The 20,292-nt window shown below is 40.5% G+C and carries 23 protein-coding genes and 4 pseudogenes; 21 read left to right on the top strand and 6 right to left on the bottom strand.

The window, feature by feature from the left end; genetic code table 11:
- Positions 1-5: 5 nt before the first annotated feature.
- From AB5706_RS02365 to AB5706_RS02355, 3 genes are read left to right on the top strand one after another with little or no spacing between them, the layout of a single operon-like run.
- The gene (locus tag AB5706_RS02365) at positions 6-362 is read left to right on the top strand and encodes a GntR family transcriptional regulator (protein WP_173719511.1); all 357 of its coding nucleotides are present in this window, start codon (positions 6-8) and stop codon (positions 360-362) included.
- A 16-nt stretch (positions 363-378) separates the two neighbouring features.
- Positions 379-1,089, top strand: coding sequence for an ABC transporter ATP-binding protein (locus AB5706_RS02360; RefSeq protein WP_118584213.1), 711 nt, complete (start codon positions 379-381; stop codon positions 1,087-1,089).
- Positions 1,083-1,823, top strand: a complete 741-nt coding sequence (locus AB5706_RS02355) for a hypothetical protein (protein WP_118584212.1) — start codon at positions 1,083-1,085, stop codon at positions 1,821-1,823. Before AB5706_RS02360 ends, AB5706_RS02355 begins: the two co-directional genes overlap by 7 nt.
- A gap of 126 nt (positions 1,824-1,949) precedes the next feature.
- On the opposite strand, the gene AB5706_RS02350 is transcribed toward AB5706_RS02355, so the two are convergent.
- The gene (locus AB5706_RS02350) at positions 1,950-2,183 is read right to left on the bottom strand and encodes an alpha/beta-type small acid-soluble spore protein (RefSeq protein WP_118584211.1); all 234 of its coding nucleotides are present in this window, start codon (positions 2,181-2,183) and stop codon (positions 1,950-1,952) included.
- A gap of 248 nt (positions 2,184-2,431) precedes the next feature.
- On the opposite strand from AB5706_RS02350, the pseudogene wecB reads away from it, so the two are divergent.
- The 4 genes and pseudogenes from wecB to AB5706_RS23045 form a co-directional block, all read left to right on the top strand.
- A pseudogene (gene wecB, locus AB5706_RS02345) lies at positions 2,432-3,169 on the top strand (non-hydrolyzing UDP-N-acetylglucosamine 2-epimerase); the annotation flags it as partial.
- 91 nt (positions 3,170-3,260) lie between these two features.
- Positions 3,261-4,304 (top strand): hypothetical protein, encoded by a 1,044-nt coding sequence (locus AB5706_RS02340; protein WP_173715593.1) that lies wholly within the window; start codon positions 3,261-3,263, stop codon positions 4,302-4,304.
- Positions 4,305-4,657: 353 nt separating this feature from the next.
- Entirely contained in the window at positions 4,658-5,440 is a 783-nt protein-coding gene (locus tag AB5706_RS02335) for a ZIP family metal transporter (RefSeq protein ID WP_173770888.1), read from the top strand.
- 69 nt (positions 5,441-5,509) lie between these two features.
- Positions 5,510-5,704: pseudogene (locus AB5706_RS23045) on the top strand (hypothetical protein); the annotation flags it as partial.
- 3 nt (positions 5,705-5,707) lie between these two features.
- Here the strand turns inward: AB5706_RS23045 and AB5706_RS02330 are convergent.
- Genes AB5706_RS02330 through AB5706_RS02320 form a run of 3 tightly spaced genes read right to left on the bottom strand, consistent with a single transcriptional unit; the run spans position 5,708 to position 8,372 of the window.
- Positions 5,708-6,133 (bottom strand): aspartate carbamoyltransferase regulatory subunit, encoded by a 426-nt coding sequence (locus AB5706_RS02330; protein ID WP_148462559.1) that lies wholly within the window; start codon positions 6,131-6,133, stop codon positions 5,708-5,710.
- Positions 6,133-7,074: an aspartate carbamoyltransferase gene (pyrB, locus tag AB5706_RS02325; protein WP_118584207.1), complete on the bottom strand. Its 942-nt coding sequence runs from the start codon at positions 7,072-7,074 to the stop codon at positions 6,133-6,135. Before pyrB ends, AB5706_RS02330 begins: the two co-directional genes overlap by 1 nt.
- Complete coding sequence (locus AB5706_RS02320) at positions 7,071-8,372, bottom strand: adenylosuccinate synthase (protein ID WP_173717577.1); 1,302 nt, start codon at positions 8,370-8,372, stop codon at positions 7,071-7,073. The genes pyrB and AB5706_RS02320 overlap by 4 nt, the downstream gene beginning before the upstream one ends.
- 180 nt (positions 8,373-8,552) lie before the next feature.
- Here AB5706_RS02320 and AB5706_RS02315 point away from each other — a divergent pair, with 180 nt between their 5' ends.
- The 14 genes and pseudogenes from AB5706_RS02315 (at position 8,553) to AB5706_RS02250 (ending at position 19,977) form a co-directional block, all read left to right on the top strand.
- Positions 8,553-9,446 carry a LysR family transcriptional regulator gene (locus tag AB5706_RS02315; protein ID WP_173772869.1) on the top strand — a complete coding sequence of 298 codons (894 nt, stop codon included), beginning with the start codon at positions 8,553-8,555 and terminating at the stop codon, positions 9,444-9,446.
- Positions 9,447-9,501: 55 nt separating this feature from the next.
- Positions 9,502-9,975, top strand: coding sequence for a DUF2284 domain-containing protein (locus AB5706_RS02310; protein ID WP_118583164.1), 474 nt, complete (start codon positions 9,502-9,504; stop codon positions 9,973-9,975).
- Positions 9,976-10,141: 166 nt separating this feature from the next.
- Positions 10,142-10,948, top strand: coding sequence for a DUF4866 domain-containing protein (locus AB5706_RS02305; RefSeq protein WP_173717572.1), 807 nt, complete (start codon positions 10,142-10,144; stop codon positions 10,946-10,948).
- A gap of 27 nt (positions 10,949-10,975) precedes the next feature.
- On the top strand, positions 10,976-12,307 hold the full coding sequence (locus tag AB5706_RS02300) for a threonine/serine exporter family protein (RefSeq protein WP_173772868.1): 1,332 nt from the start codon (positions 10,976-10,978) through the stop codon (positions 12,305-12,307).
- A 132-nt stretch (positions 12,308-12,439) separates the two neighbouring features.
- Positions 12,440-12,700, top strand: coding sequence for a hypothetical protein (locus AB5706_RS02295; RefSeq protein ID WP_243881995.1), 261 nt, complete (start codon positions 12,440-12,442; stop codon positions 12,698-12,700).
- A gap of 703 nt (positions 12,701-13,403) precedes the next feature.
- Positions 13,404-13,808 carry a class I SAM-dependent methyltransferase gene (locus AB5706_RS02290; RefSeq protein ID WP_294427328.1) on the top strand — a complete coding sequence of 135 codons (405 nt, stop codon included), beginning with the start codon at positions 13,404-13,406 and terminating at the stop codon, positions 13,806-13,808.
- Between the two features lie 137 nt (positions 13,809-13,945).
- A complete protein-coding gene (locus AB5706_RS02285) occupies positions 13,946-14,488 on the top strand; it encodes a transglutaminase-like domain-containing protein (protein WP_330382834.1) in 543 nt (180 codons plus the stop codon).
- Between the two features lie 40 nt (positions 14,489-14,528).
- Entirely contained in the window at positions 14,529-15,182 is a 654-nt protein-coding gene (locus AB5706_RS02280) for a class I SAM-dependent methyltransferase (RefSeq protein ID WP_148463781.1), read from the top strand.
- A 165-nt stretch (positions 15,183-15,347) separates the two neighbouring features.
- Positions 15,348-15,560, top strand: a pseudogene (locus tag AB5706_RS02275) (ATP-binding cassette domain-containing protein); the annotation flags it as partial.
- Positions 15,561-15,787: 227 nt separating this feature from the next.
- Positions 15,788-16,480, top strand: a complete 693-nt coding sequence (locus AB5706_RS02270) for a Crp/Fnr family transcriptional regulator (protein WP_173717498.1) — start codon at positions 15,788-15,790, stop codon at positions 16,478-16,480.
- A gap of 39 nt (positions 16,481-16,519) precedes the next feature.
- Positions 16,520-16,951: a flavodoxin family protein gene (locus tag AB5706_RS02265; protein WP_148463783.1), complete on the top strand. Its 432-nt coding sequence runs from the start codon at positions 16,520-16,522 to the stop codon at positions 16,949-16,951.
- 25 nt (positions 16,952-16,976) lie between these two features.
- Entirely contained in the window at positions 16,977-18,731 is a 1,755-nt protein-coding gene (locus AB5706_RS02260) for a DUF2075 domain-containing protein (RefSeq protein WP_173772872.1), read from the top strand.
- A gap of 14 nt (positions 18,732-18,745) precedes the next feature.
- Entirely contained in the window at positions 18,746-19,066 is a 321-nt protein-coding gene (locus AB5706_RS02255) for a nucleotide pyrophosphohydrolase (RefSeq protein ID WP_148463785.1), read from the top strand.
- A gap of 206 nt (positions 19,067-19,272) precedes the next feature.
- A complete protein-coding gene (locus AB5706_RS02250) occupies positions 19,273-19,977 on the top strand; it encodes a carbohydrate ABC transporter permease (RefSeq protein WP_227199259.1) in 705 nt (234 codons plus the stop codon).
- Here the strand turns inward: AB5706_RS02250 and AB5706_RS02245 are convergent.
- Positions 19,910-20,056, bottom strand: a complete 147-nt coding sequence (locus AB5706_RS02245; protein ID WP_264474389.1) for a S24 family peptidase — start codon at positions 20,054-20,056, stop codon at positions 19,910-19,912. The genes AB5706_RS02250 and AB5706_RS02245 overlap by 68 nt on opposite strands.
- Positions 20,019-20,177: pseudogene (locus tag AB5706_RS02240) on the bottom strand (S24 family peptidase); the annotation flags it as partial. The pseudogene AB5706_RS02240 and the gene AB5706_RS02245, both read right to left, overlap by 38 nt.
- Positions 20,178-20,292: the final 115 nt, after the last annotated feature.

The raw sequence follows: 20,292 nt of genomic DNA, 5'->3' as shown, positions 1-20,292 counted from the left end.
TAACCATGGAATATAATTCATCGCTGCCAATTTATCTCCAGGCAGCAAATTCTATAAAGCAGGATATTGTAACAGGCAAGCTGTCTCCTGGTGCGAGGCTTCCATCTGTGCGGGATCTGGCAGTAGAATATACCATTAATCCCAATACAGTCAGCCGCGTATATAAAGAATTGGAGATGGAAGGCGTCTGCTTTACCAGACGCGGGATGGGAACCTTCGTGACAGAAGATCCGGAAAGAGTGCAGCAGCTGAAGGAAGAGATGGCAGGAGCCCTGATCCGGGAATTCCTGGAAGGAATGGAGCAACTTGGTTTTTCCAGAGCTCAGGCAATCGGATTTCTGGAGAAAGAACAGTCGGAATGACGAGGAGTGTATAAAAATGATCTTAGAGAGCAGAGAAGTAACGAAGAAATACGGCAGTAAGACTGCTGTGAATCAGGTATCTTTACAATTGGAGCCAGGCCTTGTATACGCCATGCTTGGCCCCAATGGAAGCGGCAAGACCACCTGGATGAAAATGGTAGCAGGACTTGTAAAGCCTACCAACGGTGAGATCCTTTATCAGGGAACTCCCATTGGAAAAGAGAGTAAAAAAGAAATTGCTTATATGTCCACGGAGCCTTATTTCTACAACTGGATGACAGTTTCAGATGTGGGAAAATATTATGAGGACTTTTTCGAAGATTTTTCCATGGAGAAATACAGACAGATGATTTCCCGCATGGAGCTTACAGAGGACATGAAAGCGAAGAAGCTGTCCTCTGGTATGATGGCCAAGCTGAAAATTGCAGTTACCATGGCAAGGGAGGCTAGGCTGTACTTGCTTGACGAACCGTTGAACGGCATTGACCTTCTTGCAAGAGACCAGATCATGAAGAGCATTCTGGAAGCCATAGATCCAGATGTGACACTGGTAGTTTCCAGTCATCTCGTAGACGAACTGGAACGTGTAGCAGATGCAGCCATTTTTATGAAAGATGGTATTTTGGCAAATCAGTGCATGGTAGAGGAGCTTCGGATTAATCAACACAAATCCGTAGTGGATCTGTACCGTGAAATCTATGGACATGGAGGAGAAGAAGTATGTTAAAGTTGATGAAATATGAGCTTCGGAAAACCGCATTTTCCAAACTGGTTCTGTTGGTGATCACAGCAGTTGCAGAAATTGCATTTTTAATAGGTGTATTTTGGAAAAAGGATAATATTCTGGCAATGGGAATTATTTTCCTGGTCATGTGTACAATATTTGGTGTTATCTACATTGGTATAGAGAGTGTAAATGTTCTCCATCGTGACCTGAATACCAAACAGAGTTATATGTTATTTCTCACACCAAAGAGCAGTTATCAGATTCTGGGAGCCAAGATCCTGGAAAATGGAATTTCCATTATCATGGCAGGCGCATTTTTTGCAGCGCTGGCAGCCATTGATGTGACAGTTGCAACTCTTTACATTGGCGGTCTGAAAGAGATGATCAATCTGGTGAGTTCCTTTATGGAAGTAAACTGGTCCGTGACTTTTACTCCGGCAGAAGCAGCTTTCTATTTCTTTGGTCTTCTGGCAAGCTGGATCGTCTTCATTGTGAATGCTGACCTGTCCGTGATCTTATCCGCCAGTGTCCTTGCAGGCAAAAAAGGCAGCGGCATCGCCGGCTTCCTTATCTTCCTGGTAATATCTTCTGTTATTGGGAAGCTGCTGGATCTCATTCCGGTTCTGAAAAGTATGGAACTTACTTTTGTCCTGTATATTGCAGCATCATTTGCCATTGCGGCAGTGCTGTATGTAATCAGCGGCTGGATCATGGAGAAGAAGCTGAGCGTATAATAGAAAACGCAGGATCAGAAGGTTAGAGCGTCAAAAAAGATCTATTTCAAAACAGGGCATTACCTGCTTCTCGTTGAGGAGTAAGTAATACCCTGTATTTTTTTACTTAATCAGGCGTTTTTTGAATTAGTACTGACCACTCTGGCCGCTCTGTCCTGCGGACATGGATCTTTCCTGCGCCTCGATCATCTTTTTAACCATATAACCACCTACACTACCATTCTGTTTGGAAGTAAGGTTTCCGTTGTATCCGTCTGTAAGCGGCACACCCAGCTCATTTGCAACCTCAAATTTGAAACGATTTAATGCGCCCTTTGCTTCTGGTACAGCTGCTTTGTTAGAAGAAGTATTGTTTGACATAATCATTTTCCTCCTTGGTTAATTGTTGTTTTGTTTGATGTTACATTGCTAGTATGTACTCTGACAATGAAAATACACTGGGAATAAATGGGGTGATCAAAAAAAGACAACAAAAAAAAATATGCCGGATAGCAAAATGTTTTAACTTGACGCTACATTCTCGGTGTAGAAATTCTTATATTGGGAGCATATCTTATTACAAGAACAAAAAATTGCATACACAAAAATAGAGATAGGAAACGGGACTTCGTACTTATAATATGAAATCTCCCTATCCGGAAGAATTTAACAGGCAGGCCATTGGACTTACTGCCAGCTTGCATTTTGCACCGACCCAGAAAGCAGCGGATGCACTGCTGAAAGAGGGTAAGGATCCAGAGCAGATTTTTGTCACAGGAAATACAGGAATTGATGCTTTGCACTATACGGTGCGAAATGATTTTTATCACCCGGAAACAGAATGGGCAAAAGACAGCAGACTGATTGCTGTGACAGCACACAGAAGGGAAAATCTGGGAGAACCCATGCGTGATATGTTCCGGGCTATACGCAAGATCGTGGAGGAATTTACAGATGTGAAGGTTATTTATCCTGTACATTTGAATCCGCAGGTCAGAAAAATCGCGGATGAGGAATTCGGTGGATGTGATAGAATACACCTGATCGAACCACTGGATGTGGTAGAATTTCATAACCTGATGAAAGCCAGTTATCTGATCATGACTGATAGTGGCGGAATTCAGGAAGAAGCTCCGGCATTGGGAAAACCTGTGCTGGTCATGCGAGATACAACAGAACGTCCGGAAGGTGTGGAAGCAGGAACCTTAAAGCTTGCAGGCACGAAAATGGAGGATATTTACAGAGAATGCAGGCAGCTTCTTACAGAACCTGAAATTTACAGAAGGATGAGTGAGGCCAGAAATCCTTATGGTGATGGGACTGCAAGTATCAAAATCAGAAAAATCCTGGAGAATATAGATGCATGAGCATAAACACAATCAATGCAAAAGAAAAGTAAAACATCGAAAGAACGTGATGAAACTTATTATATTTTGCATAACTGTGGGAATTTCACTTATGTTCATTTATTATCAGAACCTGAGAAAAGAAATAGATGCCCGGCAGAAATGGCTGGAAACAGTCTTGACCGGAGAAAAAAAGTGGATTCTTGAAAATCAGGGGCCTGAGGGTGAATTTTACATGAATGGAAGTAAAGCCGGAGATGTTAATCCATACTTTGCATGTATGGCTGCACTGGGGCTTCTGGCAGAAACAAAGAACTGCCCCATTACTGAAACAGAGAAAAAAGCTGTTGGCAGGTATCTGGACTGGCATATCGGGATTTTGCTGGAAACAGATGGAAAAATGGGAATCTACAGGAAAAAGAGTGGGAAACTTATTTATAAAGAAAAGGCTGATTCCGAAGACGGGTATCTTGGTATGTATCTTTTTCTTATGGGAAAATATCTGGAAAAGACAGAAAGTACAGACCTGCCGGAATACTGGAAAAAGGGAATCAGCCTTGCATTAAAAAAGATTCAAAGCCTGATGCAGGATGGAATTACACAGGTCTCAGAAGAAAATACAACAGTTTATCTGATGGATAATCTGGAAGTATGGAAAGGCCTGTACGAATTAGAACATGCAGGACTAAAGGATGTGCAGGCAATCCGTGAAATGCGTAATAAGCTACAGGCACAGATAGAAAAGCTATTCTGGGATGATGCAAATCAAAGATGGAGAATTATTGAAAACAGTAATCTGTATCACCAGAAAGAATTTTATCCGGATGGAGTTGCTCAGATTTATCCGCTGATTTATGAATTTCCGGTAAAAGAGAAGAAAAAGCAAAAGATATTATATAAGCAGTTTACGGAAAGGTTTCAGTGGCAGAAGCTGACTAAAAAAAGAAATGGCTTTTTGTGGGCAATGACAGGAATGGCTGCTGCGCAGATGGGGGATATCAATAACCTTTTGGAAATGATAAGAAATTATGAAGCAGAATACTGTGAGAACCGAAAATATCCGCTATACACAGGCGAAGCAGGATGGATTTGTATGGAATGTGAGAAATTGTATAGTTTATATGAAAGAAAAATAAAAACAGGATTTTTGGTTTGACCGGGCTTCCGGCTTTTTGTAAATTGCTGCAGAATATTAAATATGTACTCTTTAGACAATGACTTCAATTGTCCAGAAAAAAATCAAAGCATTGTTGAAAAAATTCTATTGTTACATGATTACGTAAATGATATACTTAAGTACAAGAAAACCGTGTGAAATTACAGCTTGCTTTTTGCACGGTTTCCTTTAAATTAGATAGTTAGTTTTGCCTAACACGATAAAAATATGACAAATTATAGAATAATAGATATTAGGGAATATAATCAACAAGCTATAGAATAAATACTATATCGCTGAAGATAATTACTTTTGCCAATAAATTTTTTCGAGCATATATGAAAGGAAATTTTATGCTAATAAATATTTTTGAAGGTATACTGATTCCATTTGTTGGAACAACGCTAGGTGCAGCATGCGTGTTTTTTATGAGAAAAACACTTAGCAAGTCAGTGCAACGTGCACTTGCAGGGGTTGCAGCAGGTATAATGGTTGCTGCTTCAATCTGGAGTCTTCTGATTCCGGCAATTAAACAATCTGAGAATATGGGAACTTTATCGTTTGTTCCGGCAGTTGTTGGGTTCTGGATGGGTATATTGTTTTTGCTCGCACTTAATCATTTGATTCCGCATCTTCATGTTGGAAGTGATCAGGCAGAGGGACCGAAAAGCAAACTTGGCCGTACTACGATGATGGTGTTGGCAGTTACATTGCATAACATCCCTGAAGGTATGGCAGTTGGTGTAATGTATGCAGGATTTCTTGCTGAAAATGCACAGATTACAGCAACAAGTGCACTTGCTTTATCACTTGGAATTGCTATCCAGAATTTTCCGGAAGGAGCGATTATATCCATGCCGCTTAGGGCAGAGGGTGAAAGTAAAAGAAAGGCATTTCTGGGAGGTGTACTTTCAGGAGTGGTTGAACCGATTGGAGCAGTAATGACGATTCTTGCTGCACAGCTGGTAATCCCGGCATTACCATATTTACTGAGCTTTGCAGCAGGAGCCATGTTGTATGTCGTGGTTGAAGAACTAATCCCGGAAATGTCTCAGGGACAGCACTCGAATATTGGTACGCTTTTCTTTGCACTTGGATTTAGTTTGATGATGATCCTGGATGTGGCACTGGGGTAAGAGGAATGTTTCTTATGAGAATATTGATTTATGGTGCGGGTGTGATTGGATCCTTGTATGCGACTTTATTTACAGATGACGGTTATGAATGGCTATGAGGCAACGAAAGCAATCCGCAGAAGTTCCCATGAACTGGCAAAGACGATCCCTATTATTGCCATGACTGCTAATGCATTTAAATATTTTTTTAAATACCCTTTAGGAATAGAAATAAACCTAAAGGGTATTTTCCTCTTAAGCGACATACAAGGGAGGGTTTGGTAGTTTCTATCTTAAGAGGGAAGCTTCCTGGTTGCAGTAAATACATCTATATTTTCCACTGGAGGACAATTTGAAGATGTGCTCGCAGTTTGCTTCCGTACTGGTAATGCAGCGGGGATTTTTGCATTTGATTACATTTTTTAAAGTTCTTGGCGGAACAGGATGATATTTTTTTACCACCTTTCCATCGCGAATTACGATCAAAGTGACTCCATCGTTTAAATAACCAAGGACTTCAAGACGCTCAGGCTCTGTAAGCCCCTCTATTTTAATCAGATCTTTACAGCCGTATTTTTCACTTCTTACGGACTGCAGTAGGGCAATGGACTGCTTCTGGGAATCCAGTTCCAATAGCTTGTAAATATCCATTCCTTTTCCAGCCGGGATATGGTCGATCACAATTCCATTTTGGATAGATTCAATCTTTAACATTACAGCACCGTCCTTCCTGTCAGCGGATCCGGGATTTCAAGCAGCGCCATAATAAGTGCCATACGGATATATTTTCCGTTTTGTACCTGGTCAAAATAAGCGGCTCTTGGATCCTGATCCACATCTGAGACAATCTCATCCACCCTTGGAAGAGGATGGAGAACCGGCATATCCGGCTGTGCCAGATTCAGCTTCTCGCGGTTTAAAATATAGGTATCCTTTAACCGGACATAATCTTCTTCGTTAAAGAAACGCTCTTTCTGAACCCTTGTCATATAGAGTATGTCCAGTTTGGGAAGTGTTTCCTCCAGGCTGGTAACCTCTTTGTAAAAAGAATGGTTAGGCTTTAAGGTCTCTTCAATTACGTAATCCGGGATTTTAAGCTCTTCCGGGGAGATGAAGTAAAACTCATTTTCTGGATGACGTACCAGACTGTTTACAAGGGAGTGTACGGTTCTTCCAAATTTCAAGTCACCGCAAAAACCAACTGTCAGGTGATCCAGATGACCTTTTCTCTGGCGGATGGTCATAAGGTCGATTAATGTCTGGGTAGGATGATTATGTCCGCCATCCCCGGCATTGATTACCGGCACTGTGGCATACATGGAAGCGCGAAGGGGAGCGCCTTCCTTGGGATGCCGCATTGCAATGATATCTGCATAGCAGCTTACCACCCGGGCAGTATCGGCTACCGTTTCTCCTTTTGTGGCACTGGACTGTTCAGCACCTGCAAAGCCAAGGGATTTTCCGCCAAGGCTTAACATGGCAGATTCAAAGGAAAGACGGGTTCTGGTACTTGGTTCGTAAAAAAGAGTGGCAATCTTTTTCCCATCTGCCACATGGCTGTACACTTCTGGACTTTCTGCAATGCGGTCAGCCAGATCCAGAACTTTTGTAGTTTCTTCAAGGGTAAAATCAAGTGGATCGATCAAATGTCTCATAACCAGGCTCCTTTTGTTAAAAACTGATCCCGTCTGGCTCCGACGGAAATAAACTGGATTTCATGGTTCAGAAGCTGCTCCAGGATACGAATGTAAGCTTTTGCATTCTCCGGAAGCTCTTCATAGGTCCGGCAGCCCGAAATATCGCATTTCCATCCTGGAAGCATTTCTACTACAGAGGTATAACTATCCAGTTCATCCATAGGATCAAAATCGGTTACTATAACACCGTCACGTTTATAGCCTGTGATCACAGGAATCTCTTTCATGGAACTTAAGACATCCATTTTTGTCAACGCAATCTTATCTGCATTCTGGCATTTTAACCCATAGCGGCTGGCTACGGCATCAAAGGGACCTATCCTTCTGGGACGACCGGTGGCAGCACCATATTCACCGCCAGCTTTCCGCAACGCTTCTTCCCAGTCATCGGACATGGCATGTTCTGCCACAAAAGGACCTGCGCCAACACAGGTGGAATACGCTTTTAAAACGCCAATTACGTGATCCAGGGATTTTCCAGGGATTCCGGCACCAATGGGACCATAGGCAGAAATGGTAGAGGAACTTGAGGTATAGGGGAAAATACCGTAATCAATGTCCCTCATGGCTCCAAGCTGGGCTTCCAGTACCACCTTTTTGCCCTCTGACACTGCCTGTTCCAGATATTCCCCGGTGTCTGCAATATAGGGACCAAACAGTTCAGCCTGTTCCTCACACCAGGTAAGGAGTGCAGGGTAGGACATTGGCTCCTGATGATAACAGCCTGCAAGCTCCAGGTTCTTTGCCACCAGCATGGTTTTTAATCTGGCTTTTACGGAATCCTCTTTTAAATGAAGGAGATCTCCCAGGCGAAGTGTTTTTTTACGGTACTTGTCACTGTATGCATAGGCGATTCCACGGCGGGTAGAACCAAAGGCACTTCCTGTCTTTGCAAGTCTGTTTTCTTCTAACTCATCCTGCACCTTATGCCATGGCATGGAGACTGTAGCACGTTTTGAAAGTTTCAGATGATCCGGTGTTACCCGGATTCCTTTTTTCTCTATTTCATGGATTTCCTGGGAAAGATGTTCCAGGTCAACCACCATTCCGTCCCCGAGGACGCACACCACACCTGGATGTAAAATACCAGAGGGGAGAAGATTTAAAACGAATTTGCCCTGGGTGGTTACCACTGTGTGACCTGCATTGTTTCCGCCCTGGTAGCGGACAACCACATCTGCCTGCTCTGCAAGAAGATCGATCACACGTCCTTTTCCTTCATCGCCCCAGTTAATACCGGTTACTGCTGTAAGCATTTGTTCCTCCTTTGAAAACTGGTCGGGCTGCTGTTTTCCTATTACAATAAACCGCTTTTTGCCCTACAACAGCGTTCTTTTTTGTTCGAGTACATAATACGCTTGACGTAGTAATAAGTAAAAGATATAATTGATATGGCTGAAATAAATATATGACATGTCAAAAAAAGAAAAAATATTATGGACGTTAATTTCGAGTATTATAAGATCTTTTATTATGTGGCAAAATACCACAACTTTACCAAGGCGGCCCAGGCGTTAAACAACAGTCAGCCTAATATTACCCGGGCCATGAACTGTCTGGAACAGCAGTTAAATACCACTTTATTTATCCGTACCAACCGCGGCGTACAGCTCACTCCGGAGGGAGAACGGCTTTATATCCATGTGCTAAGTGCAATGGAGCAGTTCCAGGCAGCAGAAGAGGAACTGGCCGACAGCTCCGGATTATCCCACGGAAGTGTAGCCATCGGTGCCAGTGAAACTGCCCTCAATATTTTCCTGCTGGATAAATTAAAAAGTTTTCACATGACTTATCCTGGAATCCGGCTAAGGCTATACAACCATTCCACACCGGAAGCCATTGAATCAGTTAAGAGTGGAAAGATTGATTTTGCAGTAGTTTCCACTCCGGCAGAGGTGGATTTCCCATTGAAACAGATCATGCTCATGCCGTTTCAGGAGATTCTGGTTGGAGGCACTACTTTTACCGCCCTTAGCAGTCAGGAGCTTTCCCTTCGGGAGGTAAAGAACTATCCGCTGATTTCTCTTGGGCGGGAAACTATGACCTATAAATTCTACAACAGTGTATTTTTATCAAATGGTCTGGATCTTTCCCCGGATACGGAAGCTGCCACTGCGGACCAGATTCTGCCTCTGGTAAAATGCGAGCTTGGGCTTGCCTTTTTGCCCCAGCCGATGGCCGCACCTTCCCTTTTGAAAAAAGAGATCGTACAGATTCCATTAAAAGATGAAATACCGGAGCGCCAGATCTGCCTGGTGTATGACAGCCAGCATCCTATGGGAGCTGCGGCAAGGGAATTAAAAAATACCATTCTATTAGGGCATGTATAAAAACAGCGTATGGAAAAAATTTTGGTAATTAGAAAAAACTTGGAGAAAGTACTTTATGGATTACATAAAAGAAGCGAAAAAACTTGGTTTTTCAAATACGGCAATCATGGACACAAAAAAACTCGTATTCAAACCGGAATACCGAAAGTTTTGTGAAGAAAATCAGTGTGGATGTTACAACGTAAATCCAGCATGTCCACCTGAATGCGGAACGGTAGAAACTATGAAACAAAGGGTATTTGCCTATGAAAAAGCGCTTATTCTACAGACGATACAAAGTAAGGATATGGACTATAAAATGGCGAAGCTTGCGCACAATAAACTCACCGAACAGTTGGCCTCTAAAATAATGGAATCTGGAAATACCGACCTGCTGATCATGTCCGCTGGTCCTTACAGGCACTATTCCTGCCTGTCCGCCTACTGTGTTGATGCCCAGGAAATGGCAGATGCGGTGGGAATGACCTGCTGGGGGACCGATGATAAGATACGGTATTTTTCACAAATTTTATTTCATGGAAACTTATAATGGAAAACACTTACAACGGTCTGTGATATGGCAGACATAAAAATATGATATGAAAAAGAAATCTCTCATCCTATTGCGGTATGACTATAACAATGCTATAATCCCTCCCGAAAAGAGACAGGTACAGTTCTCATTATGATCCAAACAGAAAAAGAGGCGTTTTAGTATGAAAACAGTTTTACCAAGAGAACAAGCTGTAGAAGATATTTTTTCCAGAATCCTGGCTTCCCCGGAGGCATCAGGAAGGCTTCGGAAAGTGTTTTACCAATATCTGGATGATGAACATATGCTGGTGGATGAGGATCCGGACCACTTTTTGCAGGTACTCTTTCACGCTTACCAGAACGGGGATGTAAGTGCTCTTCTTCTGGAATTGTGTGGAAAAAGTATGTTTGATCTGCTCCGCGAAGCCTATCTGATTCCAAGAAAATTCCATGGAAAAGCAGGAGAGAACCCGGTTCTTCTTACTAATGTGGAAGGAGAGCTTCTTCCAGAAGCAGGGAAGATGGTTTCCGCTCATGAATACGAAAAATTTAAAGAGACATTTGACAGGCATGAGTGTGTACCCAGGTCCGGGCTTTACCTTGCAGATGGATATGACATTGTACATTCTTACACGGACGGACTGGAAATTAAAGAAGAAAAAGAAGAACGCCAGCGTGGAATCTTGATCCTTTATGCACTCCCGGATACCTGTAAGCTGGGTCTTACAGAAGCCCAGACTTATGCCGTTGTATGGAAGACTTTCCAGGAAATCCAGCAGGCAGCACCGCATGCCGTCGTATTCTATGGACAGGAGACCGGTATAAAAAAAGAAAGTCCCGATAAACCCTTTGATGAGCTTGGCGTTCTCCTTCCTATCCATGAGTTTGAGAAGAAAATGCTTCAGCGCATGGAGGAAATTGATGGAATCGTTCTTGCCTGCAGGGAACGGATGATGGAACAGGCTGGAAATGACAGCCTGAAATTATAATGAGACTTTTTTGAAGGAAGTGGCTTTATGCAGTTGGAGAGGGTCAGAAAAAATCACATGGACGTGGAGTGGCATGAATACACCGATGAAAATGGCAAAAATACTCCCGTTATAAATGCGAGCATCACGGAAAAGGCTTCCATTATAGGACGTGTAGGGATTATGTTTTTATCCTGTGGAACTGGAGCATGGAGAGTCCGAAGCTCTATGAATGCCCTGGCGGAAGCGATGGGGATTACCTGCACCACAGATATCGGGCTGATGTCCATTGAGTACACCTGTTTTGATGGGGAAAACGGATTTACCCAGTCGTTATGTCTTACCAATACAGGGGTGAATACGTCAAAGCTGAACCGGCTGGAGCATTTTATCCGCGATTTTGAAACAGAGGGGAAAAATATGTCCGGGGAAGAGCTTCATAGCTATCTGGATGAGATTGAAAGAATTCATGGCCTTTATTCCCCGGTAGCCCTGGGGCTGGCTGCCGCCATTGCATGCTGTGGATTTACCTTTCTTCTGGGCGGAGGACTGGTAGAAATGTTCTGTGCTTTTGTTGGCGCAGGACTTGGAAATTTCTTTCGCTGTAAATTAACAAAGCATCATTTTACCCTGTTTCTTGGAATTGTTTCCTCGGTTTCTCTGGCATGCTTTGTATATGCAAGACTTTTGAAATTAGGGGAAATCCTGTTTGGGATTTCCATTCAGCATGAAGCAGGATATATCTGTGCCATGCTTTTTATCATCCCTGGTTTTCCCTTTATTACCAGCGGAATTGACCTGGCAAAGCTGGATATGCGTTCTGGCATGGAAAGGCTCACTTATGCACTGATCATTGTTCTGGTAGCCACCATGTCTGCCTGGATCATGGCTATGCTCCTTCACCTGCAGCCAGTGGATTTCATAAAGATCCGTATGTCTGCTGCAATGTGGATCCTCACACGGCTTGCTGCAAGCTTTTTCGGCGTGTTCGGTTTTTCTATCATGTTTAACAGCCCAGTCAGGATTGCCTGTTCTACGGCAGTACTTGGTGCAATTGCAAATACCCTCCGTCTTGAACTGGTGGATCTCGTAGCTTTACCTCCGGCAGTAGCTGCATTTATAGGGGCACTTACAGCCGGACTTCTTGCCTCCCTTTTGAAAAATAAGGTGGGTTATCCAAGGATTTCCGTGACAGTGCCTTCCATTGTGGTCATGGTACCGGGGCTTTATTTATACCGTGGATTTTATAACCTTGGAATCATGTCCTTATCCGTTTCTGCATCCTGGTTTGCAGCTGCGCTTCTGATCATTGCATCGCTTCCGCTTGGACTAATCTTTGCAAGGATTTTAACAGATAAGGCGTTTCGGTATTGTACCTGACTTGATTCGTGCTTGTAACAAAGACCGTAATAAATGTGATAGGTGAAATTGTGAAAAAGGATATCTGATATTTTCTTCTGACCGGTGATTTTGACCTTACAGGCATTGACTGGGAACTGATTGGAAATATGAATGATATGCAGAATCATGTACTGCCGTATTTGCAGTCTGGAAGAAAAAGGTGTGAAGGAGAGACGAGAACAGCAGGTGGCAGAGAAAAATGAGAGCAGAGAAGCTGTGCCAAGAGCTAGCGTTGAAGCAAATACAGCAGTTAAGGATGAAGGAAAAGCTGAAAAAAAGGCAGTAATACAGAAAAAGGCAATGCCAGGAAAAGAAAAGAAACCGTCGATTCATGAAGATTATTGTGACCTCCGGCTTTTTGTAAATTGTTAAAAGAATTATATTGTTATATGATTTCGTAAGTGATATACTTAAACATAAGGAAAACCGTGTGAAATTACAGTTTGCTTTTTGCACGGTTTCTTTTATACATGGAAGTTAGTTAAACCTAACAGTAGAACGACGTGAAAGTACTTTTGACTATACAGAAAGGAATACATAATGCTAATAAATGTCTCAGGGACAGCACTCGAATATCGGTACGCTTTTCTTTGAACTTGGATTTAGTTTGATGATGATCTTGGATGTGGCACTGGGGTAAGAGGAGAGGAATGATTCTTATGAGAATATTGATTTATGGTGCTGGTGTGATTGGATCCTTGGAGAACTACCAAACGATGATATTTATGATTTTGTCTTGCTTACTGTCCGGGAAAACCAGCTGTATGAAGCACTTACTGAATTGAAAAATAATAAAAGTAATACGATTGTTACAATGATAAATTCACTGGACAGTTACAATAAATGGGAAGACATTGTCGGAAATGAATATTTTTCGCTTTTTACCCTTGCCATTTTTAGCGATTATGCTGGTAGTTACATTTGGAAGCAGTTTTGGAGATAAATTTATGTGTCAACATGCTATGAAGGCACCAGATGAAATGCGGGAATTGCATAAGCAGTTTTATGCTTATATGAAAAAAATGAAGAAATGCGGATGCAAGGCGAAAAAGGTACAGTGATTGGAGAAAAAAGCATGAAAAATGAAAAATATAAAAAATTGTCAATTAAAGAATTTACAAAAGCAGCAGGAAGATATGAAAGTAACCATGCTGGCATTTACGAAATGTGCAAGAAGGATTATCCGGATCCACAGGCATTTTTTGACAGTGTGAAAAGATGTCTTCGCCCAAATGGAAGATTGATACTGAGAGATGTGACCAGTGACAATAAAGTATTGGTATGGCTAATGAATACATTGGAAATGCCGTTGGCAAATATATGCGGACATGGAGATGTCCAAGTGCCAACAAGAGACATGGTCATAAAATGTTGCAAAAAAGCAGGATTAAAAGTAGAAAAATTTGAAATTCGTAAAGGTATGCGAATGCATTGTGTTGTGAGAAAACCTATGGGAAAGGCGATAGGAAATGAAAGATAAGTATCTTAGGGAAACACGAATGGTTGATTTTTCTAATCCGGCAATTCAAAAACTTATTCAAAATATGAAATGGGTGAATTTGAAAGGATTAAGGCAATCTACAATATGTAAGAGATGATGTTTTATTTGGATATAATATTGATGACGGAATTTCAGCTTCAAAAGTACTTGCAGATGGTTATGGACAATGTAATACTAAAGGAACTTTATTCATGGCACTTTTACGTGCCTGCAATATTCCATGCAGAGTACATGGTTTTACGATTGATAAAAGCTTGCAGAAAGGAGCTATGACTGGGTTTGTTTACCGTAATGCTCCAAAAAATATTTTCCATAGCTGGGTAGAAATTAATTTTGAAAATCAGTGGTATGAACTGGAAGCTTTCATTTTGGATAAAACCTATATAAAGAAGTTACAGGAACGAAATCCGGAATGTAAAGGTGCATTTTGCGGTTATGGAGTAGCAGTCAAGGATTTCAGAAATCTCATTATTGAATTTGATAGGAACAATACTTATATTCAGAGCGAAGGAATCAATCAGGATTTTGGTGTTTATGATTGTCCCGATGAACTGTTGAAGGAACATCATCAAGAAATTTCAGCCTTTAAAGCATTTGCTTATAGACATATTGGAAGACATCTCATGAATCGTAATGTCAGGAAGATTAGAGAACGATAGTTTTAAGCTTTTAGAATTAAAATTAAATTTGGAGGGTAATATGGCAGACAAAATACAAAATGCCTATGAAACATCAAAAAATATATATGACGATGTTCTTACGCAAAGAAATATTTTCAGCAAACTGTATATTAAGTTATTTTGGAGTGGCACTGATGATAATGATATAGCACGAAAAGTTTTAGCATATGTTCCTGATGACTTTTCAGGAAATCTTCTTGATGTTCCGGTTGGAACTGCTGTATTTACGGAAAACAAATGGAGTTCGCTGAAAAATGCACATATTACTTGCCTTGATTACAGCATAGATATGCTTGATCAAGCCAGAAAAAGACTTGGCAGTCATGCACATATCAAATGTATTCAGGGTGATGTGGGGAATCTGCAAATGGAGAATGAATCTGTTGATACCGTTGTCAGTATGAATGGTTTTCATGCATTTCCTGACAAGCAAAAAGCATTTCATGAAATATGGCGTGTTTTGAAACCAGGCGGCAATTTCATTGCCTGTTTTTATATCAGGGGAAAATCGAAACGGACAGATTGGCTGGTAAAAAATATTCTTGCAAAGAAAGGGTGGTTTTCTCCACCGTTTCAGACGGAGAAAGAGCTGAGAGATATCCTTCAAAAACTATATAAAGAAATGGATATCCATGTTGACGGTTCTATGGTATATTTCCGTTGTGTGAAGTAATGCAATGATGCTGGATTTATAATAAAGTTTCAGATAATAAGTCTGGAACTTTATTTTTGTCTAAATGGATTATTGCCGTCCGTTCAGGTCTGGATAATGCTCGATTCTCATGTTAAGATAATAGAAAAGGTTAGATAAAACTAACACAAAGAAATACCACCAGTGGAAGCAGGAAAACGGCTGTCCGGTGGAGAAAAACAGCGCATTTCCATCGCAAGAGCGATTCTAAAAGATGCACCAATTATTATACTGGATGAAGCAACAGCCAGTGTAGACCCGGAAAATGAACATCTGATCCAGGCAGCTATATCGGAACTTACAAAAGAAAAAACCATAGTAACCATCGCACACAGACTAGTGACGATTGAACAGGCAGACCACCGATTTCTTCCAGTTCCAGTGCTTTTTCAATAACCGGTGTGAAATCTTTCTTCTCATCAATTTCACCATGAGTATAGATGTTGATTCCTTTTCCCTCTGTCTGTTCACATTGAAAACAAAACATTTTTTAATCCTCCGTTTATAGTATTTACCTTTTGTTTCTGCTAAAAGTATAGTATGATAAATACAACTTGTATGTTTGATTTCAAACAGGAGGAACGATTTTGGAAAAATATTTACCTATTCTAAGAAGTAGCCCATTTTTTAAAGGTCTTAATGATAACGAGATATTATCCATATTGCATTGTGTAAATGCAACAGTAATTTCAAAAGAACGGGATTCATATATTTTCAGAGCAGGAGATTCTACCGAGTTAATGGGGCTTGCGGCGTCAGGCTGTGTTCTTGTTATTCAGGAAGACCTCTGGGGACATCGGAATATTCTGTCGAAATGTCATGCCGGAGATTTTTTTGGAGAACCATATGCAGCAAGACCGGGGGCTGTTTTGAATATCAGTGTGGTAGCTGATGAGGATTGTGAGATTATTTTTCTAAATGTCCAGAGGTTGCTGGTCACTTGTCCAACTGCATGTGAGCATCATCAGAAGTTGATCCGTAACCTGGTCAGTGTTCTGGCAAATAAGATACTGATCCTAAACGATAAGATTACACATGTCGGCAAACGAACAACAAGGGATAAACTATTGTCATATCTGTCGGCAGAATCCATCAGACATTCGTCGTTATCTTTTGATATTCCCTTTGATCGGCAGCAGTTGGCAGATTATCTTTGTATTGATCGTGCAGCAATGTCTACGGAGATATCAAAGTTACAAAAAGAAGGCTTTATAAAAACAAATCGAAATCATTTTGAGTTGATTGCTTGTAATGACACAGATTTACAAACTAACAAATGATGGTATAATTTTATTGTTGAACTGACAGAAAGGGTAGATATGAGAAAAGCAATCGTATATGCATCGGTGCATCATGGAAATACAGAAAAAATAGTAAAAAGCATAGCAGAAGAGTGTCAGGTAGATTTGATTGATGCAGTAAAACAGTCAGATGCAGATCTGAGCAGTTATGATATGATCGGGTTTGCATCAGGAATCTATTTTTCAAAGTTTCATCAGTCGATGTTGAAATTTGCTGAAAAGAATTTACCAGATGACAAAAAGGTCTTCCTGATCTGTACTTATGGTGGAAGTGCGAATTATAAATCCATAGAGCAGATTTTGAACAAAAAACATGCCAGCGTAGAGGGTAAATTTGGATGCAAAGGATACGATACATTTGGTCCGTTCAAACTGGTCGGAGGTATTGCAAAAGGACATCCAGATGATAAAGATATCCAATATGCAGTGGAATTTGTAAAAGACTTATAAACATGTAAAGAAGAGGAGCAGTAAAATGGAGGTTGCAAAACCAATCATTCGTAAAATAGATGATACACCTGAGTCATTAAAAATATTTGAAGAGGATTTATGCTCTTATTCGGATGAAAACGTACAGGAAATAATAACTTCGTATCCAACTGTATATATCCATAATTGGAAAGAATCTGATGAGTATGAGGTGTACATAGGAGAATCAAATAATGTGATTCAACGTACAAGACAGCATTATGAGACCGGACTTTATAATGCAAATTCCTGGCAAAACAGAATAACAGGAAAATCTGCGGCCTTGTATATTATCGGTCATGAACATTTTAACAAGTCTATGACATTAGATGTTGAAAATCGTTTGATGCATTATATGCTCAGTGTACCTAAGGTAAGAAAAGTTCATAATCTTCGAGGAAATCCACAGAATCATTATTATCCTATGGAGGAATTGGACAGGATTTTTTCAAAAATCTGGAGAGGCCTTCGGAAAGATAATAAAGATCTTTTTCCAACTGAAAGCATGATACATGATTCTGCAATCTTTAAAGCATCGCCATTACATAAGTTAACAAAGGAACAGTTACAGGCAAGAGATAAAATAATTGAACGTGTGAAAATGGCTTTATCCATAGGTGCTGCAGGTCAATTAATCTTTGTAGAAGGCGAAGCAGGAACTGGAAAAACAGTATTAAACAGCAGCACATTTTATGAAATATGTTGTCTGGCAGAGGAAAATGGTTTGGATGATCTGAGATGTAATCTGATCATTAATCATGATGAACAAATTACGGTATATGAGCAGATCGCTGAAAAATTAGGTTTAACAGATAAATATGGAGAAGTGGTTTCTAAACCAACACGATTTATAAATACACATTCTCCGAATAATCCAGTAGATATAGCTTTTGTTGATGAGGCTCATTTGCTTTGGACACAGGGTAAACAGTCATATTGTGGTGATAATCAGTTGCAGGATATAATTGAACGCGCCAGGGTAACAGTTGTTATGTTTGATGAGAATCAGATTCTAACAACGGAGCAATTTTGGGAGTCACAAATACTTGACAAATACAGAGAAGAAGCCAAGAAGAATAAGAATTATATTGTACTTAAAAACCAGTTAAGAATGCATGCAGGGAAAGAAATGTTAAACTGGATAGATGGATTTACAAAGAGAAAAGAGATACTTCCCTTGCCGAAACCTACTATTGACTATAGTATTCGAATCTTTTCTTCGCCAGAAAAACTGGATGAAGAAATATGTAAATTAGCAGACAAAGAGGAATCGTCGTTATCTCGTTTGATTGCAACATATGACTGGGAATATAATGCCAAAACCGATCCAACTGAACGTCTGAGTAAATACTGGGAAGTTCTTATCAATGGATGGCATAAGCCATGGAATAGAGAACTGGAATCTGAATTGTCTCCAAAACAAAAACGTTATAATAAGAAACTAGCGTGGGCAGAGCAGAAACAGACAATCGGAGAGGTAGGATCTACATTTACAATTCAAGGTTTTGATCTGAATTATGCAGGTGTAATTCTAGGTCCATCTGTAAAATATAAGGATGGAAGAATTGTCTTTGATCCAGATTCGAGTTGTAATACAAAAGCTGTCAGAAAACGTACCTTGTCAGATGGGACAAAGAAGAAATTTGGTGAAGAGTTGCTCCGGCATGAAGTAAGAGTCCTTATGACAAGAGGAGTCAATGGATTGTTTATTTATGCTTGTGATGAAGAATTGCGAAAAGCATTATTAGCTGCCGTAGAATAGAGAGGTATGAGGAATTGAATAAAGAAACAATAGATAGAATTAGAAAATTTTCAGAAGATAGAGACTGGGATCAGTTTCATGGACCGGCAAATCTTGCAAAATCAATTGTTATTGAAGCAGCAGAGCTTCTTGAGTGCTTTCAGTGGTGTGATGATAATTTCAATCTTCAACATGTGAAGGAAGAATTGGCAGATGTACTTATATATTCTCAAAATCTGTTGGATAAGTTGGGACTGGATGCAGATGAGATCGTAAATATGAAGATGGATCAGAATGAGGCAAAATATCCGGTAGAAAAAGCAAAAGGTAGTGCTGCAAAATATACGGAACTGTAACATCAAAGATAAAACAAGGGTGAATTGCTCAAACTGTAAGCTCACCACCCTTGCATATCATAGAAGAATCTTATTTACAGACTTTTTCTCACAGTCTCCAGATTGGATTTCTTCTCCTTCCAGGTATTTTGATTTTTGGATTCTTTACCATTTATCCAATCGTAAAATTATTTATCACAAGCTTTTTCAAATGGGATTTTGGCTCTATGTTTGATCAGGAGTTCATCGGATTTGCCAATTATAAAGAGGTTTTAACGGATCCATATTTTCACCTGGCATTTTCGAATTCCATTGTGTATACATTGGTAACAGTACCAGCACAAATGATACTTGGACTTCTGATCGCAATGCTCATAAACAATATTAATAAATTTTCCATTAGTTATCGAGTGGCATATTACCTTCCCGTTATTACTTCATGGGTAATTGCATCCTTAGTGTTCAAGTATGTTTTTAACACGGAAGGATTGCTGAACTATTTTCTTACCAAAGTAATACATTTGACCAGTGGAAACATCCATTGGCTGGACAGTCGGTGGGGCGGCATGAGCGTTGCAATGCTTTTGGGAACCTGGAAGGGAATCGGCTGGAATATGGTAGTCTTTTTAGCTGCTTTACAGACTGTTCCAAGGGACTTATATGAGTCTGCAGCATTAGATGGTGCCGGAACCATTGCCAAATTTATCTATGTGACAATTCCTTCCATAAAAGGAACGATCCTGTTTGCACTGGTAATGCTCACCATTGGTGGATTTAATGTGTTTACATCGATTAAAATGATCACAGATGGAAATCCAGGACATAAAACAGAAAGTGTGCTGACCTGGATGTATTATAAGGCATTTAGTACAGGTGATTTTGATTTAAAGAGATCAGATAAACACCATCTGGTTCATCGTGTAATTCCTTGATGTAAGTATTGCCGTTGAGATAGAAGATTCCAATTTCACCATTAGCAAGAGAATCTTTTTTTCTGAATCCATGCAACATCGCCTGTATGATAAAGTGGCTCCATACTGTCACCGGAGATCCGTACGCCAAAGTCCGTCTGCTCAGGAGCAAGATGTCCTACGTCATAGGTTTCTTTTACAGAATCTTCCAGGTAATTTCCAGTACCAGCAGATCCTGCATAGTGATATGAACTGTTTTGTGTGACTTGAAAGTCACTACATTTATTGTCTTACCGTAAGGTGTAAGACCTGCTGTTCCGTCAGTTGAGTCTAATA

This window comes from Ruminococcus sp. RTP21484sp1_RTP21277st1_D2_RTP21277_210401 (assembly GCF_040924225.1).
Lineage (GTDB): Bacteria > Bacillota > Clostridia > Lachnospirales > Lachnospiraceae > Blautia_A > Blautia_A faecis.
Note: the sequence above shows the minus strand (reverse complement) of the source record. Positions and strands in the feature narration are given on the sequence as shown.

Excerpts from the sequence above, each read along its gene's own strand:
- AB5706_RS02330 (WP_148462559.1), bottom strand. The coding sequence starts at position 6,133 with ATGTTAAAGATTGAATCTATCCAAAATGGAATTGTGATCGACCATATC.
- AB5706_RS02290 (WP_294427328.1), top strand. The coding sequence starts at position 13,404 with ATGAAAAATGAAAAATATAAAAAATTGTCAATTAAAGAATTTACAAAA.
- AB5706_RS02300 (WP_173772868.1), top strand. The coding sequence starts at position 10,976 with ATGCAGTTGGAGAGGGTCAGAAAAAATCACATGGACGTGGAGTGGCAT.
- AB5706_RS02310 (WP_118583164.1), top strand. The coding sequence starts at position 9,502 with ATGGATTACATAAAAGAAGCGAAAAAACTTGGTTTTTCAAATACGGCA.
- AB5706_RS02260 (WP_173772872.1), top strand. The coding sequence starts at position 16,977 with ATGGAGGTTGCAAAACCAATCATTCGTAAAATAGATGATACACCTGAG.
- AB5706_RS02295 (WP_243881995.1), top strand. The coding sequence starts at position 12,440 with ATGATATGCAGAATCATGTACTGCCGTATTTGCAGTCTGGAAGAAAAA.
- AB5706_RS02360 (WP_118584213.1), top strand. The coding sequence starts at position 379 with ATGATCTTAGAGAGCAGAGAAGTAACGAAGAAATACGGCAGTAAGACT.
- AB5706_RS02355 (WP_118584212.1), top strand. The coding sequence starts at position 1,083 with ATGTTAAAGTTGATGAAATATGAGCTTCGGAAAACCGCATTTTCCAAA.
- AB5706_RS02305 (WP_173717572.1), top strand. The coding sequence starts at position 10,142 with ATGAAAACAGTTTTACCAAGAGAACAAGCTGTAGAAGATATTTTTTCC.
- AB5706_RS02350 (WP_118584211.1), bottom strand. The coding sequence starts at position 2,183 with ATGTCAAACAATACTTCTTCTAACAAAGCAGCTGTACCAGAAGCAAAG.
- AB5706_RS02340 (WP_173715593.1), top strand. The coding sequence starts at position 3,261 with ATGTTCATTTATTATCAGAACCTGAGAAAAGAAATAGATGCCCGGCAG.
- AB5706_RS02365 (WP_173719511.1), top strand. The coding sequence starts at position 6 with ATGGAATATAATTCATCGCTGCCAATTTATCTCCAGGCAGCAAATTCT.
- AB5706_RS02315 (WP_173772869.1), top strand. The coding sequence starts at position 8,553 with ATGGACGTTAATTTCGAGTATTATAAGATCTTTTATTATGTGGCAAAA.
- AB5706_RS02280 (WP_148463781.1), top strand. The coding sequence starts at position 14,529 with ATGGCAGACAAAATACAAAATGCCTATGAAACATCAAAAAATATATAT.
- AB5706_RS02245 (WP_264474389.1), bottom strand. The coding sequence starts at position 20,056 with ATGTTGCATGGATTCAGAAAAAAAGATTCTCTTGCTAATGGTGAAATT.
- AB5706_RS02250 (WP_227199259.1), top strand. The coding sequence starts at position 19,273 with ATGTTTGATCAGGAGTTCATCGGATTTGCCAATTATAAAGAGGTTTTA.
- AB5706_RS02335 (WP_173770888.1), top strand. The coding sequence starts at position 4,658 with ATGCTAATAAATATTTTTGAAGGTATACTGATTCCATTTGTTGGAACA.
- pyrB (WP_118584207.1), bottom strand. The coding sequence starts at position 7,074 with ATGAGACATTTGATCGATCCACTTGATTTTACCCTTGAAGAAACTACA.
- AB5706_RS02265 (WP_148463783.1), top strand. The coding sequence starts at position 16,520 with ATGAGAAAAGCAATCGTATATGCATCGGTGCATCATGGAAATACAGAA.
- AB5706_RS02320 (WP_173717577.1), bottom strand. The coding sequence starts at position 8,372 with ATGCTTACAGCAGTAACCGGTATTAACTGGGGCGATGAAGGAAAAGGA.